At 40.0% G+C, this 16,297-nt stretch carries 18 protein-coding genes; 17 read left to right on the plus strand and 1 reads right to left on the minus strand.

From position 1 onward, the window contains the following. The first annotated feature begins 77 nt into the window (after positions 1 to 77). The 5 genes from nagB (at position 78) to WBG45_RS01705 (ending at position 7,275) form a co-directional block, all read left to right on the plus strand. Entirely contained in the window at positions 78 to 848 is a 771-nt protein-coding gene (nagB, locus tag WBG45_RS01685; protein WP_424412062.1) for a glucosamine-6-phosphate deaminase, read from the plus strand. 161 nt (positions 849 to 1,009) lie between these two features. Beyond that, positions 1,010 to 1,468 (plus strand): flagellar assembly protein FliW, encoded by a 459-nt coding sequence (gene fliW / locus WBG45_RS01690; protein WP_424412063.1) that lies wholly within the window; start codon positions 1,010 to 1,012, stop codon positions 1,466 to 1,468. Positions 1,469 to 1,471: 3 nt separating this feature from the next. Next, positions 1,472 to 1,693, plus strand: a complete 222-nt coding sequence (csrA, locus tag WBG45_RS01695) for a carbon storage regulator CsrA (RefSeq protein WP_424412064.1) — start codon at positions 1,472 to 1,474, stop codon at positions 1,691 to 1,693. 178 nt (positions 1,694 to 1,871) lie between these two features. After that, complete coding sequence (locus tag WBG45_RS01700; RefSeq protein WP_424412065.1) at positions 1,872 to 2,699, plus strand: flagellin; 828 nt, start codon at positions 1,872 to 1,874, stop codon at positions 2,697 to 2,699. A 145-nt stretch (positions 2,700 to 2,844) separates the two neighbouring features. Continuing rightward, a complete protein-coding gene (locus tag WBG45_RS01705; protein ID WP_424412066.1) occupies positions 2,845 to 7,275 on the plus strand; it encodes an OmpL47-type beta-barrel domain-containing protein in 4,431 nt (1,476 codons plus the stop codon). Positions 7,276 to 7,631: 356 nt separating this feature from the next. Here WBG45_RS01705 and WBG45_RS01710 read toward each other — a convergent pair whose 3' ends face one another. Next, on the minus strand, positions 7,632 to 7,913 hold the full coding sequence (locus WBG45_RS01710) for a hypothetical protein (RefSeq protein ID WP_424412067.1): 282 nt from the start codon (positions 7,911 to 7,913) through the stop codon (positions 7,632 to 7,634). Between the two features lie 228 nt (positions 7,914 to 8,141). On the opposite strand from WBG45_RS01710, the gene WBG45_RS01715 reads away from it, so the two are divergent. From WBG45_RS01715 to flgK, 12 genes are all read left to right on the plus strand, one after another. Beyond that, entirely contained in the window at positions 8,142 to 8,885 is a 744-nt protein-coding gene (locus WBG45_RS01715; RefSeq protein ID WP_424412068.1) for a glucosaminidase domain-containing protein, read from the plus strand. A 160-nt stretch (positions 8,886 to 9,045) separates the two neighbouring features. After that, complete coding sequence (gene flaG, locus WBG45_RS01720; protein WP_424412069.1) at positions 9,046 to 9,384, plus strand: flagellar protein FlaG; 339 nt, start codon at positions 9,046 to 9,048, stop codon at positions 9,382 to 9,384. A 27-nt stretch (positions 9,385 to 9,411) separates the two neighbouring features. After that, positions 9,412 to 10,902: a flagellar filament capping protein FliD gene (gene fliD, locus WBG45_RS01725; protein ID WP_424412070.1), complete on the plus strand. Its 1,491-nt coding sequence runs from the start codon at positions 9,412 to 9,414 to the stop codon at positions 10,900 to 10,902. 1 nt (position 10,903) lies between these two features. Then, a complete protein-coding gene (locus WBG45_RS01730) occupies positions 10,904 to 11,287 on the plus strand; it encodes a flagellar protein FliT (protein ID WP_424412071.1) in 384 nt (127 codons plus the stop codon). 8 nt (positions 11,288 to 11,295) lie between these two features. After that, positions 11,296 to 11,673: a flagellar export chaperone FliS gene (gene fliS, locus WBG45_RS01735; protein ID WP_424412072.1), complete on the plus strand. Its 378-nt coding sequence runs from the start codon at positions 11,296 to 11,298 to the stop codon at positions 11,671 to 11,673. Between the two features lie 31 nt (positions 11,674 to 11,704). Then, positions 11,705 to 12,505 carry a flagellar motor stator protein MotA gene (gene motA, locus WBG45_RS01740; protein ID WP_024536573.1) on the plus strand — a complete coding sequence of 267 codons (801 nt, stop codon included), beginning with the start codon at positions 11,705 to 11,707 and terminating at the stop codon, positions 12,503 to 12,505. After that, complete coding sequence (gene motB, locus WBG45_RS01745; protein WP_424412073.1) at positions 12,495 to 13,256, plus strand: flagellar motor protein MotB; 762 nt, start codon at positions 12,495 to 12,497, stop codon at positions 13,254 to 13,256. Before motA ends, motB begins: the two co-directional genes overlap by 11 nt. A 17-nt stretch (positions 13,257 to 13,273) precedes the next feature. Next, positions 13,274 to 13,699, plus strand: coding sequence for a flagellar basal body-associated FliL family protein (locus WBG45_RS01750; RefSeq protein ID WP_424412074.1), 426 nt, complete (start codon positions 13,274 to 13,276; stop codon positions 13,697 to 13,699). Between the two features lie 69 nt (positions 13,700 to 13,768). After that, on the plus strand, positions 13,769 to 14,152 hold the full coding sequence (locus WBG45_RS01755; RefSeq protein WP_424412075.1) for a flagellar protein: 384 nt from the start codon (positions 13,769 to 13,771) through the stop codon (positions 14,150 to 14,152). A 70-nt stretch (positions 14,153 to 14,222) separates the two neighbouring features. Then, entirely contained in the window at positions 14,223 to 14,495 is a 273-nt protein-coding gene (flgM, locus tag WBG45_RS01760) for a flagellar biosynthesis anti-sigma factor FlgM (protein ID WP_424412076.1), read from the plus strand. Between the two features lie 29 nt (positions 14,496 to 14,524). Continuing rightward, positions 14,525 to 15,010: a flagellar protein FlgN gene (locus WBG45_RS01765; protein ID WP_424412077.1), complete on the plus strand. Its 486-nt coding sequence runs from the start codon at positions 14,525 to 14,527 to the stop codon at positions 15,008 to 15,010. A gap of 25 nt (positions 15,011 to 15,035) precedes the next feature. Then, the gene (gene flgK, locus WBG45_RS01770) at positions 15,036 to 16,295 is read left to right on the plus strand and encodes a flagellar hook-associated protein FlgK (RefSeq protein WP_424412078.1); all 1,260 of its coding nucleotides are present in this window, start codon (positions 15,036 to 15,038) and stop codon (positions 16,293 to 16,295) included. Positions 16,296 to 16,297 lie beyond the last annotated feature (2 nt).

A 16,297-nucleotide genomic window follows, 5' to 3' on the forward strand; every position in this document is an offset into this window, starting at 1 on the left:
TTTAAAAAAATTGGAAGAATAGTGTGTGTTTCAATGAAGAATAAAGGAATGATTGCCTAACGAAAGAAGGGAATACGATGAATATAATCGTACTAGAAGATTATCAAGCTATGAGCGAGCAAGCAGCAAAACTGGTTGAAGAACAAATTAAATTAAATTCACACTCTGTGCTTGGGCTATCGACAGGATCAACGCCTTTGGGTCTTTATGAATGCCTTATTAATGGATTCAAGGAGAGAGAAATATCTTATCAGCATGTGACAACCTTCAATTTAGATGAATACCTTGGTTTGGGAAAAAACCATCCGAATAGTTATCACACGTTTATAAATGAGCGATTATTTCAACATATTGATATTGAACAAGAGAATACCCATATTCCAAATGGAATGGCTTCATCGATTGAAAAGGAGTGTGTCCGTTATGAGGATTTACTCGATAATGTAGGACCTATCGATCTTCAAATTTTAGGAATCGGAACAAATGGCCATATTGGATTCAATGAGCCTGGAACTAGTGAGTTTAGTAAAACGCATGTTGTAAAATTAGATGAAACAACTCGACAAAACAATGCTCGTTTCTTTGATTCTAAAGAAGACATTCCTAACCACGCCATTACTATGGGGATTGCCTCCATTTTAAAAAGTAAACAGATTTTATTACTTGCGTCCGGTGAAAAGAAAGCTAGTGCGGTTAAACAGTTACTGAGTAAAGAGATTGATGCAAACTTTCCAGCATCTTGGTTATGGCAACATGAAAATGTCACGTTATTGGTTGACCAGGATGCATATAAATTAATTGGAAATAGGAATGGCTCTGAAGGTTATTCAACACAAAAAAATAACTAAACAGCTTATTAGGTGGAAACATCTAGCAAGCTGTTTTTATTAATTAAAACGTTTCTCCTAGGAAGTGAGAGAAATAGTTTTACTGTCTACTAAAACGAATTTATGTAAAAATAGATACTAGAATGAAATAGAAAATCTTTACAACATGAAGGGAGCCGTTTATGAAGATTCAAACCACACGTTTTGGTGAACTAGAACTAGCAGATAGCAGTGTAATCACTTTTAATAAAGGGATTCCAGGATTTGAGGAGTCTAAGAAGTATGTATTAATTCCCGCGGATGATAAAGGAGAAACACCATTCTTCTTCTTGCAATCGATAGATATTGAAGAAGTGAATTTCTTTTTGGTCGATCCTTTCTCGTTTTTTAAGGAATACGACGTTAAACTTGAAGAGCAAATGGTGGAACGCCTTGAATTAGAGAATCCTACCGATGCACTCGTCTTAACAACAGTGACAGCTAATGGCAAAATACAAGATGCGACCACTAACTTAAAAGCACCTATTATCATCAATAATAACAAGCAACTAGGTATGCAGATTGTACTGGATAATAAAGACTATAAGATTAGGCAGCCATTATTCCAACACAGTGAAAAAGCTGTAGCAAGGCAGGTGTAGCATATGTTAGTGCTTGGAAGAAAAAAAGGTGAATCCATCATTATTGATGACAACATTGAAATTATCGTTACTGCCATTGAAGGAGATACGATAAAACTCGGTTTTAAAGCACCAAAGCATATAACCATTCACCGGAAAGAAATATATTTGGAGATTCAAGAAGAGAATCGACTCGCGACTTCAAATGTTATAAATTTGAGTGATTTCTTGAATATGAAACAGTAATTTCAATGTAAAACCTGCAGATAACTTGTAGGTTTTTTATTTTTTAAAAATTAATAGAAATATTTTCAAAAAACGCTAAACATTTGTTGAGAGCCTCCGATATAAATACTGTAAGGAAGTTCAAACGGATTTGAACTCTTGCAAAAAAACAAAAAACATTACACGGAGGTAATACAAAATGATTATCAATAACAACATCGCAGCACTTAACACTCACCGCCAAATGGGCCAAGTGAGCGGCAACGCAGCTAACTCAATGGAAAAACTTTCTTCAGGTATGCGCATCAACCGTGGTGCAGACGACGCAGCTGGTCTTTCAATCTCTGAAAAAATGCGCGGACAAATTCGCGGTCTTGAACAAGCTTCTAAAAACTCGCAAGATGCAGTTTCTTTGATCCAAACAGCTGATGGCGCTTTGAACGAAACACATGCAGTACTTCAACGTATGCGTGAATTGACTGTTCAAGCAGCAAGTGATACTAACAATACTGCTGAAAGAACAGCTATCGGTGGAGAACTTGAACAGTTGACTGCAACAATTCAAGATATTGCAGACACTACTCAATTCAATGGTCAAAAATTGCTTGACGCATCTGCTGGTACAGCGGGTGTATTGACAATCCAAAGTGGAGCTAATTCTGCAGAAACATTGGATCTTGATTTGACTAATGTAGATTTGACTGCAACTTTGACTGCTCTTGGTACTGTTGATGTAACTGATGCTACAACTTCAGCTGCTGCTTTGACAGTTTTAGATGCAGCAATCCAAACTGTTTCTGACGGACGTGGATACACTGGTGCTGTTCAAAACCGTTTAGACTACACAATCAACAACCTAAACGCAAGTGCTGAAAACACACAAGCTGCAGAATCACGCATTAGAGACGTCGATATGGCGAAAGAGATGATGAACTTAACTAAGAACAACATCTTGACTCAAGCTTCTCAAGCTATGCTTTCACAAGCTAACCAAGCACCACAAGCTGTACTTCAATTGCTTCGTTAATTTTTAATTATAAGTAAATGATGTGAAAAATAAGAGACTCTAGTTACTTGGGGGTCTCTTATTTTTCTGTTTAAACATTTGAAATGCCAATTAATTTAAGTTGTTTATTTGCTTTCTAAATAGGTATAAAGGGGGGTCAAAATAGATGAAGAAATATAGTCTTATTTCAATGTTATTAAGTATTTTGCTAGTACTTCAGTTCGTATTGCCTGCTGCAAGTGTTTTTGCAGCATCTTTAGAAGCACCGGAAGGTGTAACAGTCAGTGTTAGTAATGGGAACTATCTTCTTTTAAAGTGGAATGAAGTTTCTTATGCTCAAAAATACAATGTTTATTTAGTCCAAGATGGAGAAAAAACGATTGTTGGTTCTTCTACTAGAGAATCCTTCAGCTATTCAAATAAACCTGAAGGAAATTATACTTTCGAGGTAACTGCATTTAGTACAAGCATAGGTGAATCAGCACATTCGGCACCAGTTGAAATTACATTAGTGCATCCTGATATGGCTCCGCCATCAGAATTGAATTCAGTTATTTACAACGGCAACGATATCAATTTGAAATGGAAAGCTGCCGAATTTGCCGATAGCTATAACATCTATCAGGTTGAAAATGGCGTTAAGAAGTTAGTAATAAACACGTCAAACTTAAGTCGGACATTCAGCAATATGGCGGCAGGCGAATACACTTATGAAGTTGCATCAGTCAGCAACCGTTTTGGGGAATCTGCGACAACGGTCCGAACAGCTTTAACTTTAGTTCATCCCATCATGTCAGCCCCAAGCGATTTGACATTGAACGTTTGGAATGGTAATGATATTAACTTGAAATGGGTAGAAGTTGAATTTGCGACTGCTTATAACATCTATGAAGTAAAAGATGGCATGAAAAAACTTCTTAATACAACAGAAAATTTGTCTCGTACTTTTCCAAATAAAGCCGCTGGAAACTATAAATACGAAGTATATTCTGTTAGCAACCGATTTGGAGAATCGCAATCGGCGGTAGAGGCAGAGGTGGATTTAGTATTTCCAGAGATGGCACCTCCCGAAAGTGTTAACGTATTTGCAATGAACGGCAATGATTTATTTCTGAAATGGCCGGAAGCAACGTTTGCTACGGGTTATAATATTTATCAAATCGATAATGGCGTGAAAAAGCTCTTGTATACGACAGACCGTACAAGTCGCTCTTTTGCAAACCTTCCTGCAGGGGATTACCAATACGAAGTCACTTCGTTCAGCGACCGTTTTGGCGAATCCAAGACTGGGAGCGCAGTAAATTATACGCTTGTACATCCTGAATTAGCTGCACCTGAGCTAAGCATTAGTGTATTAAATGGCAACGATCTGTATTTGAAATGGAATGAAGTTGAATTTGCAACAAAATACGATATTTACCAAGTCAAAGATGGCGTAAAAGAGTTTGTGGTGACAACTGATCGCACAAGCCGTATCTTCACCAATATGCCAGAAGACTGGTACGAATTCGAAGTCACCGCAGTGAGCGAGCGTTTCGGTGAATCCGCTCCGTCAAAAGTGGAGTATACGCTCGGGCATCCTACTGTACAAAGTCCGGAGCTAAAGCTTTTATCATTCGACGAACAAACAGCGACATTAAATTGGAAAGAAATCACTGGTGCATCAGTTTACAATGTGTACGAAGTGATTAACGGTGAATATTTTCTAATCGATTCGACGGATAAACGAACTTATACAGTAAACGACATCACTGATGGTAAACATGAATATGTAGTTACTGTGACGCACAGCCGCTTTGGCGACTCGAATTACTCAAACGTAATTGCGGTTGAAATGCAAAATGATCTGACACCTCCAGTTACCTCGTCAAATGTAAGTGATACTTGGTTAAACCAAGACTTCCTAATGGAATTGACTGCAGAAGATGATAAGAGTGGAGTAGCTTCAACTTTCTATTCTTTTGATGGAGTGGATTTTAAAGAAGGCACTAACTTCACAGTAAGCGATGGCGGTATCCAAAAGATTTCATTCTACAGTACGGATCTTGCCGGAAACACAGAAGAAGTAAAAACGGCTCAAGTGAAAATCGATAAAACTGCTTCTGAAACGACTTCGAACGCAAACGGCAGCTGGTATCAGGAATTCATAGTCAAATTTACTGCTGAAGATGCACAAAGCGGAGTAGAGAAAACGTTCTACTCAGTTAACGGCTCTGAATTCACAGAAGGCGACAGCGTAATTGTAAATGAAGAAGGCATCAACACGGTGTCATTCTACAGCACAGATTTTGCTGGAAATGTGGAAGAAGTGAAGACGGCCGAAGTGAAAATCGATCAGACGGTTCCTGAAACTATTTCAAATGCGGATGCTGAATGGCATCAGGAGTTTGTAGTTGAATTGACTTCGACTGACGATAAAGCTGGCGTTGAAACGACTTTCTATTCAGTGAACGGTGCTGTATTCAAAGAAGGTCCAAGCTTTGTTGTTACAGGAGATGGCGTCAATACGATTTCATTCTACAGCGTCGATAAAGCAGGAAACATCGAAGAAGCGAAGACGGCTGAAGTGAAAATTGACAAGTCTGCTCCTGAAACGGTATCAAATGCTAACGACGAATGGCATCAGGAGTTCACGGTAGAATTGACGGCGACTGATGACAAGAGCACAGTTTCGAAAACATTATACTCTGTGAACGGTGCTGAATTTGAAGAAGGCACAAGCTTTACGATTAAAAATAATGGAATCAACAAAATTGAATTCTACAGCGTTAACCAAGCTGGCGGAGTGGAAGAAGTGAAGACGGCGGAAGTGAAAATTGACCGCACGGCTCCTGAAACAGAAGCGAGCGAGTCTGCTGACTGGCAGAAGGAAGCAGTTATTGAATTGACAGCAACTGACGACAAGAGCGGTGTCGACAAGACATTCTTCTCGGTAAACAATTCTGATTTTACAGAAGATACAAGCGTTGCTGTTACTGAAGCGGGTGTCAACGTTGTTTCTTTCTATAGCGTGGATAAAGTCGGCAACAAAGAAGAAGTGAAAACGATTGAAGTGAGCATTGATGGAATAGCTCCTGAAACGGTTTCTAACGAAGATGATCAGTGGTACCAAGAGTTCTCTGTAGAATTGACTGCGACGGACAATCATAGTGGCGTTGATAAAACATTCTACTCTGTCAATGGTTCTGAATTTGTAGAAGGCATCAACTTTACAGTCACTGACGAAGGCATCAATGTGATTTCATTCTACAGTGTTGATAATGCAGGAAACGTCGAAGAAGTGAAAACAGCAGAAGTGAAAATCGACCGCTCAGCTCCTGAAACGGTTTCAAATGCAGACGATAAATGGCATCAGGAATTTACGGTGGAATTGACAGCGACTGATGAGCATAGCGGAGTTGCACAAACGTTCTATTCATTAAATGGCTCAGAATTTGTGGAAGGCACGAGCTTTGAAGTAACAGAAGAAGGAATCAATACGATTTCATTCTATAGCGTTGATCAAGCTGGAAACGTGGAAAAAGTGAAGACAGCGGAAGTGAAAATCGATTCGGCTGCTCCAGTAACGATTTCGAACGCAGATGGCGAATGGCATCAAGAGTTTGCAGTGGAATTGACTGCAACTGACACTCAAAGCGGAATTGCTCAAACGTTTTACTCAGTAAACGGTTCTGAGTTTGCTGAAGGTACAAGCTTTACGGTGATTGAAGAAGGAATTAATACGATTTCATTCTACAGCGTTGATCACGCTGGCAATAAAGAAGAAATGAAAACGGCAGAAGTGAAGATTGATTTCTCTGCTCCTGAAACAGATTCGAACATCGAAGACAAATGGCTGAAAGAAGAATTTGCAGTTGAGTTAACTGCAACAGATATCTTAAGCGGTGTAACTTCAACTTCTTATTCAGTAAATGGTTCCGAATTTGCAGAAGGCACAAGCTTTACCGTGAGTGAAGAAGGAATCAATGATGTCCAGTTCTTCAGCACGGATATCGCTGGCAACAAAGAAGATGCTAAAACAGCACAAGTGAAAATCGACAAGACAGCTCCAAAAGTTTCATGGACGCTTGACGAAGAAGTATCACTTGGTTCGAAGTGGCCAATTACGTATGTAGCAAGTGATGCCCTATCTGGTATCGTTACTGAGAAATTGACAGTGAATGGCGAGGAAGTTGCGAATGGAGAAACGGTTTCATTCGATCAGCCAGGTGAATATAAAATTCAAGTAACAGTAACGGATCAAGCAGGATGGACAACTATATTGGAACATAAAATGACAGTTTATATTCCAATGGCTAGTTTCAAAGTAATGCCAGGTATCATTAAAGGCAATAGCGGCGTATTCTCTGTAGAAGTGAAATTGCCAAAAGGCTTTGATACAAAAGATTTCGTATTAGAATCGGTTACAATTAACGGTGTGTCAGCAATTTCTGGCAAAAATGGCTTCAGCCAACAGGCTAAAAATGGACATTTCCGTTTCAACCGCGAAGATTTCAACTGGATCGACGGCGAACAATTACTCGAATTCCGAGGTACGGTTGGCGGACACTTAGTTGTCGGCCAAGCAACTGTGGAAACAAAGAGTTCTAAGAAATAATTTGAATTAAGAAGAGTTGCATCCGTTATCGGGTGTGACTCTTCTTTTGATTCAAGTTAAAAGCTATGTTTTATATGACAGTTAACTTTTAAACAGGTAAATGATTGTAGTGAAAGTCGGCGACTTCAGCAGGAATAGCATGAGCTGAAGACCCCGCAGACAATGAGTTGTGTAAAAATTACACAACTCGTTTGCGACGAGTAACCGCAGGAGCAGAGAATTTTTGCTCGTCGAGGAGGCTGAGGCCATGCCCGCGGAAAGCGTCCGACTGTAACGGAAATCTACCACACTAAATAAAAAAAGGGAACTTCCCTAAGTCATATTTGATGACTTTAGGACAGCCCCTTTTTTATTAATCAAGCCTCCATCACCTTGCCCTTAGATTTGGACAAAGTGTTCACTGCCAGAGCAATAGCGGCAACAGCTGTTCCTATACTTGCAGCAAAAAAGCCGATTGCGTAGTTGGCAATATCCGCTTCTAATACTCGGTCATTAATTTCAAAAATCAAAAAGTACACACTGATTCCCGCACCATCAACAGCCGTTCTTTGTGACCATAACTCTATTCCTTTAATCGCCAATAAGCCAGTGAACATAAGTAGAATTACAAAAGCACCCCATCGGTAAGCCACCTTCATACATTTCCCTCCATCCATTTGATGTCTCGTGTAGTAAAGAATTCGGTATTCATCTCGGAATTCCTTCCTCTAAAACCAGTGAAACGTGACCTATGGCTTATATTTTCTAGGATTTTCATAAAATTAGGTAATGAACTAAACTTTTTTGTCACAATTAACCTATTTTAATATTCCAGGTTTTTCGTATAATGGAATCACGTTCATTTATAAAAAGGTGGTAAACGATTCATGTCTAGCCCGATTTCTTCCAATTGGTTTCAATATATGACCATGGCTTCCATGGCACAAGCATTGCCTTCTATCAATCAGCAAGGAAGCTCGCCACTTGGTGGCATGTCAAACGATAATTCAATGTTTATAATGATTTTGAATGCTGCGATGCAAAATATCCAACAGACGAACTTGCCAGAAGTTTCAATGATGAAAAATCCGATGTCACTTCAGGGGAACGGTTCATTTACGCCAATTCAAGTGATGATTAAGCAGCTTGAAACACCAGTTTCAACGAGCATCTCGCCAATCGATACACGGGAAGTGGCGACGAGTCAGAATGACACGAGTGATTTTGGCTTCAAGCCGGTACAGCTTATCAAGCTCGAGAATTCGCTTGAAGGCAAACTTAGCGGAACGGCAAATCATTTTATCAACGCTGGGAAAAAATACGACATTGATCCGACTCTTCTTTCTTCGATTGCTATACACGAAACGGGAAATGGTTCTTCTCGAGCTGTTCATGACAAAAATAATGTCGCTGGCATGATGGGCAAGAATGGACTGCGAAGCTATGCATCTGTTGAAGACAGTATTTTCGATATGGCGCGAAATCTTCGCAAGAACTACTTGAACCAAGGCAAAGAGACCATTGCTGAAATCGGTGCAAAATACGCGCCAGTCGGTGCTGCGAATGATCCGACAGGCTTGAACAACCACTGGACAAATGGAGTAAGCCGCCAGTTTAATAACTTAGCTTAATAAGAAAAGCCGGTTCTTCATGAATCGGTTTTATTTTTTTGCGAAAATGAGTTAAAAATATTGCCCTTTGTGCCGATAACTAATGTATACATAACGGTTGAAGTTGTCTTTCTCGGACGCAGCCGCGATACATAGTGGAAACGCAGGGGGAGAGCCGCAGATGGAAGTGAAAAACACGACAGCTATTTATTTTCCGAATAAGGCTGAAATAAACAGAGAGAAACCGGTCCCGGCAGAGCTAACACAGCCTATCCAAGAAACGGTCGACAAAGTTCCGAAAGAGAAGCTCCTGGCTAAAGCGAATGAAATGAATGACTTTTTGAAGCCATTCTATACGTCGTTGAAGTTTCAGCTGCACGAGAAACTGGACGAATATTACGTCCAAATCATTGATACACAGACGGACGAAGTGTTGAAAGAGATTCCCAATAAAAAATTCCTCGATATGTACGCTTCGTTGGCGGAAATCGCAGGATTGTTAATAGATAAAAAGCTATAGAGATTCATAGAAACGGAGTGAAGGACATTGCGTATTGGCGGATTAGCAACAGGGATGGATATTGACCAGTTAGTGAAGGACCTTATGACGGCTGAAAAAATGCCACTTGATAAACTGACCCAGCAAAAAATGTGGACAGAATGGCAGCAGGATTCGTATCGCGATTTCAATTTGACGTTATCGAATCTGAGGACCAGCGCGAACAGTCTACGTTTCTCCTCATCTTTTAACGCCTATAGTGCGACATCATCGAACTCAGCTAGCTTGTCGGTGACAACGACTTCAAGTGCGGTCTCAGGTTCGTACCAGGCAGAAGTAATAAGCGTCGCGAGTTCCGCAAAATTGCATTCGGAGAGTGCTATCACAAAAGCAGATGACTCTGTGGCTAAATCAACGGATGTAATAGGAACAGCAGGAACAATTACAGTGAACGGTAGCTCAGGTGCTGTTGCGGTAACACTTGATGGCACCGAGACATATAAAGAAGTAGCGACCATGCTTCAAGATGCGACTGCCTCATCCTCGCCGGCACTTCGCGTGAGTTTTGACGATACTACATCCCGATTCTTCGTTTCCACAAAAGGCATGGGAGCATCAGAGAATTTCACTCTCGACTTTGGTTCTGCTGCATTAGCAAAGCAAGTGGTCGGTGTCGATACACAAACATCATTTTCTACTGCCACTGCGACAGCTTACTCATCGGCCGCGAAAAACGGGTCGGTGAAACTCGATGGTATTTTAATCGACGGACTGAAGACGAATCAGACAACGGTAAACGGTTTGACTTTGAATTTATTGCAGGTTGCTCCTCCGTCTACCATTACGGTTAGCTCGGATACCGCAAAACCGATTGAATCTATTAAAAGCTTTGTAGAACAATACAATAAAGCAATTACTGAAATCGAAATGGGGCTCCTTGAAAAGCGTTACCCGGATTTCCAGCCACTGACCGATGAACAGAAAAAAGCGATGAGTGACAAGGAAATCGAATTATGGGAAGAAAAATCAAAGAGCGGCTTGATGCGTAACGATCCTATTTTAAGAGATACGGTGTTACAATTGCGTCGCGCTTTCATGGACGAAGTGGAAGGAATTGCACCTGGCAACCTCACCCTACTGTCACAGATCGGTATTTCGACGGGCCATTACAGCGAGGGAGCTCGCTTGAACATTGATGAAGACAAGTTGAAAAAAGCGTTGACGGACAAGCCTGATGAAGTGATGCAACTGTTCACGAATAAAACCGGAGGCCTCGGAATTGGTGACCGAGTTTATAACGAATTAAACTCGGCTATTAAGAATCTAGGAAACCGCGCAGGAAACCCTGGTAGTGCGATCGATAATAGTTTCATCACGAAGAAAATCAAGCAAATGAACGATGATATAAGCAAATGGCAAGACCGTTTGACTCGCGTCGAAGATCGCTATTGGAATCAGTTCTCGGCAATGGAAAAAGCGATGAACAAGATGAACCAGCAAAGTGTATGGATGCAACAGAACATGTTCGGTGGCATGTAAAATGTACAAGAAAAACGTAGTGGAATTGCTCAAGCTGACGAAAGAACTACACCTGCAAGCGAGTGCGGTCGACTCTAAAATGGAGAACAACAGAGACGGGCAGCTCGAAGTCTTGCAGGAACTATTTGAAAAGCGGCAAGAGATCATAGGAAAGCTCGCAGAATTAATTGGAACTGAAGGGTTTCACTGGACTTCGGAGGACAAAGCTGTGATTTATGAATTAAAAATTCTGGAAGAGTTGCTGCAACCGCTCATCAATGACCTCTATCAGGAATTCGGCACCCAGATGAACCGTATCAGTCGAACAAAGCACATGTCGAAGAAATATATCGGCGCTTACCAAAATATTGGGGTCGGCGGATCATTTATTGATAAAAGGAAGTAGGGGAAGTAATGGCAACAATCAATCCTTATCAAGCATACCAACAGAATTCCGTCATGACAGCATCACCGCAGGAACTAACGCTGATGCTATACAACGGCTGCCTGAAATTCATAAAGCTCGCAAAAAAAGCGATGGCGGACAATAAATACGAAGATAAGAACACAAACATGATTAAAGCGCAGGCAATAATTCAAGAACTACGCTATACCTTGGACCCGGACATTGAGCTTTCCGCAAGCATGGCTCAACTATATGACTATATGTATAACCGACTCGTCGAAGCGAATATGAAGAACGACACGATTGTTCTCGAAGAAGTAGAAGGCTATGTAGTCGAGCTTCGAGATACATGGAAGCAAGCGATGAGTCAGATGAAAAACAGATAAGAGAAAACAAAGTTTGAAATGAGGTTTTGGTGTGGATAAGACATCATGGTTAGGCATAATACTTGGATTTGTTGTATTGGTTGGTGGGTTAATTTTAAAAGGTTCTGACCCTATTGCTTTATATAATCCTGCAGCACTTGTAATCATCTTTGGTGGAACAGCTGCCTGCATATTAATAGCGTTTCCAATGAATGAAGTAAAGAAAATACCTGCTTTATTTAAGGTTATTTTCTCGGATTTAAAGATCGTTCCGATAAAGGAATTAATTCCTACTTTTACAGAATGGGCAATGCTTGCGAGAAAAGAAGGTCTTCTTGCGTTGGAAGAACGAGCTGAAGAGGTAGAAGATCCGTTTTTACAACGAGGATTAAAGATGGTGGTTGATGGACAATCACAAGAATATATTCGAGAACTGATGGAAGAAGAAATTGCTGCAATGGAAGAAAGACATGAGCTTGGTGCAAAAATTTTCACACAAGCAGGTACATATGCACCCACTTTAGGTGTACTTGGTGCAGTAATTGGTCTTGTAGCAGCACTTGGCCACTTGGACGATATTTCCTTGCTGGGTAAATCGATTTCTGCTGCATTTATTGCTACGTTATTCGGTATATTCACTGGTTATGTAATGTGGCACCCTTTTGCAAATAAGTTGAAACGTAAATCAGAACAAGAAGCTAAGATTAAATATATTATGTTGGAGGGATTACTGGCCGTTCAAGAAGGTCTTCCCGTACGTATAGTGGAAGAAAAACTACTTACGTATTTACCTGCAAAAGATCGTGTTCTTGATGAACCAGAAGAAAAAGTAGGTGTTCGTGTTGAAGCGTAAGAAAAAGCATGAAGATCATGTTGATGAATCATGGCTAATTCCTTATGCAGATATTTTAACGCTATTACTTGCTCTTTTTATCGTTTTGTTTGCTGCGAGTGAAGTTGATTCTAAAAAATTCAAAGCGATTTCGGATTCTTTTAATACGGAGCTACAAGGCGGGACAGGCGTTCTAGACCAACAAGCTGCAATCGAGATTACTGAAGATACTTCTTCAACGGCCAAGCTGGATGAGACGATTCCTATCGAAGAAAGTGAAAAAGTAATGTCTGCTTATGAAGACCACAAAGAACTCCAGGAACTTCAAGAGAAAATCGAAGAATATATTACCGAAAAAGGATTATCGCCAAGGCTACAAACGGAGCTAACGATTAAAGGATTGGTGCTTAAAATAAAAGAAGGTGTTTTATATCAATCTGGTAGTGCTGATATTAATGAAGAGTCAAAAGTTATTGCAGTTGAGATTTCTAATTTACTAGTGACGGACCCTCCTAGGAATATTCTGATTGATGGTCATACGGATAATGTCCCTGCGGTTTCAGAAGAATTTCCGTCAAACTGGGAATTAAGTTCTGCGAGAGCCATAAATTTCATGAAAATACTTCTTGAAAATAAGAAATTAGATCCGAAAAAATTTAGTGCAACGGCATATGGTGAGTTCCAACCAGTCACTTCAAATGACACAGAGGCGGGTAGAGCAGAAAACCGTCGCGTAGAAGTATTAATCTCACCTTATAAGCAAGAAAATTAACTATTTAGAGGTGTAACATGGGAAAAATTAAAGTAATATTTGTTGTTTTTTTCGCTGTAGCGGCTATTGGTGCAAGCGCGATGTTTTATATGAAAAAAGTTGAGGCAGAACCTGAAATTGAAAAGGCAATATCAGCAGAAGAGTTAGCTGAACTAAGTATTGATACCGATATCATTACAACGAATTTAGCATCTGCTAGTAATTTTGCGATTGTGCAATTTAATATATTGTTGAGTAGCAAAGAAGCGAAAGAAGAGACAGAAAAGCGGACACCTGAAGTACGTGCTGCGATTATTTCTACTATTGCTGGCCTGACGAAAGACCAGTTAATTGGTGGGGAAGGAATATCCATACTCGAAAAAGAACTTTCTGCGAAGCTTGGTAATATCGTGGAGACTGGGGAAGTCGACCGTGTGTTAGTAACGGAATTTAAAATACAATAAATAATAATTTTAACTAAACATTTCTAATGAAATGCCGATATAACTAATAGAAAGTATCAGGTGATTCACATGCAATCAGGCCAGTTAGATAACTGTATAATTTGCGGAAGATTATTTCTAAAAGATCATACGGATTCTTGCTTAGATTGTTACCGAGAAATCGAGCATAATCTTAATCTCGTGGCTGACTTTTTAGAAATTGATCAAAACCGTTATGCTACGATTGAAGAAGTGAGTGAATTTACGAATGTATCTGTAAAACAAATTGCAGAGTTCCTTCGTGACGGACTTATCTTCTCTGAGGACTATCCTAACCTAGGATATCGTTGTGCTCACTGTGGTAAACTGATCAAAAGACAGCTGCTCTGTAACGAGTGTTTCACTCGATTCTCCACCGATGTGAATCGAACATTAATGCAAGAAAAGCTATTAGACGAAATTCGCAGTAAGTAGAACATATATTTCACTCATTTTTGCAGGTAGACAAGTAACGAAAAAAAATAAACGACAGGGCGGTGAAGGAATGAATATTGACAAAACAACTGGTTCTTCCCTTATTCAATCTTATCAAAAACAAATGCAAGTAACTCCAGTAGGGAAAACACGAGCTATTCAAAAGGAAGACCAACTGCAAATTTCCCCACAAGCAAAAGAGATGTTTAAGAAAAACATTGAAGTAGATGTAGAGAGACAAGAAAAGATAAATGCATTAAAAGCCCAAGTTCAATCTGGCGAATATCAAGTCAACAGTGAGAAAGTGGCAGATTCATTCTATCAATTTTGGTTCGATAAATAAGTTGGTGCTTTAAAAGAGGAGGGTGTCGGATGCTTCACGTAATGGTCACGACGCTGGAAGAATTAATTAGCATACAAAAGAAACTTATAGATTACGCAGATCAAAAGAAAACAGTCTTAATCGAGCGAAAAGTTAATGAGTTAAATAAGCTAGTGCATGAAGAGACAAAAATTGTGAAACAACTCAATGACCTAGAAAATGAACGTCAACAGTTGGTAGAGAGTTTGTTGCAAAAGCATTCGTCACAGAGCTTTAGTCAATTTGTAGAACTACTTCCAGATGAAAGCGTCAAAAACACGTTGCATTCACAACTGGAAACATTACAACAGCTAATGGTAGAGCTACAAACAAAAAATAAAATTAATGAGAGACTCCTTACAGACTCGATGAGCTTTGTTCAACATATGATCGAACAAGTTACAAAGTCAAAACAACAACATTTCAATTATCAATCCCCGTTATGTCAACAAAAATCACAAACAAGCAGTCAAGGCTTTTTTGATACAAAAGCTTAATCGAAGGTAGAGAGAAGGGATATACATGGTTTCAACTTTTCACGGATTAGAACTTGGAAAACGCGGCTTAAATGTTGGGCAAGCAAGTATCGCAACAACAGGTCATAATATTGCCAATGCGAATACCAAAGGGTACTCACGCCAACAAGTGAATACAACGACTTCACCATCATTAGACGTTTGGACAAGTGGTGCAGTTAATCCAAGTCAACTTGGCTCCGGGGTATCACTAGACTCGATTACCCGTGTAAGAGACCGCTTTTTAGATCAACAATACCGAGACCAAGCCGGAACACTTGGCGAATGGTCAGTTAAACAACAGACACTGGACCGCCTTGAAACGGCTATCAATGAACCAAGCGAAACTGGACTTCGTTTTGCAATGGATCAATTATCTGGTGCATGGCAAGACCTAGCGAATGATCCGAGCAGTCCATCCGCACAAGCAGTTCTTAAAGAACGAGCAGAAGCATTCGTAGAAACCGCTCAGACAATGGACCGTGCGATGTCAAATGTAAAAGACGATTTAAACCAACAGTTAACTGCGACGACGGACGAAGCAAACGACTATTTGAAACAAATAGCTGAATTGAATACTAGTATTCTACGAAGTGGTTCACAATCAAATGATTTACTTGATAAGCGCGATGTCCTGGTTGAAAAACTATCTGAACTTGTCCCTATAAAAGTGAACGCTCAAACCAACGGAGTTTATAATATCACCTTGCGTAACGGAACTTCACTTGTCGATGGATCGAATGTGACAAAGATTGATGAGAACAGTGTTATTACCGGAGGGAAATTGGCTGGTATCAATGAATCACTGACAATCGTTGCTAATTACCAAAACAAACTCAATGACTCGGTCAAAGAGTTTGCGGTGGCAACTGGGATGTCTGCAACTCCTGCAACAGCTGGAGGGAACTTGTTTATCGGAGATGAAAATAACTTTTCGATTGCTAATCTTAAAGTTAACTCTACAATTAGCAAAGATAATCCACCTGTGTTAAATCAAGCTGGTAATCCTCAGAGTGCACAAGATTCGTTCCAATCTCTTGTGGGTGAACTGGGAGCGGAAAGCCAATCTGCGATGAACTCAATAGCTAATCATGAGGCTGCTTTAATGGCTACAGAAAGTCATCGACAATCGGTGAGTGGTGTTTCTCTTGATGAAGAAATGGCGAATTTAATTAAGTATCAACATTCATATAGTGCGGCAGCAAGAATGATTTCAACCACAGATCAAATGCTAGATACGATTATTAACCGTATGGCTGCACGTTGATC

This window comes from Paenisporosarcina sp., assembly GCF_049671445.1.
Classification (GTDB): domain Bacteria; phylum Bacillota; class Bacilli; order Bacillales_A; family Planococcaceae; genus Paenisporosarcina.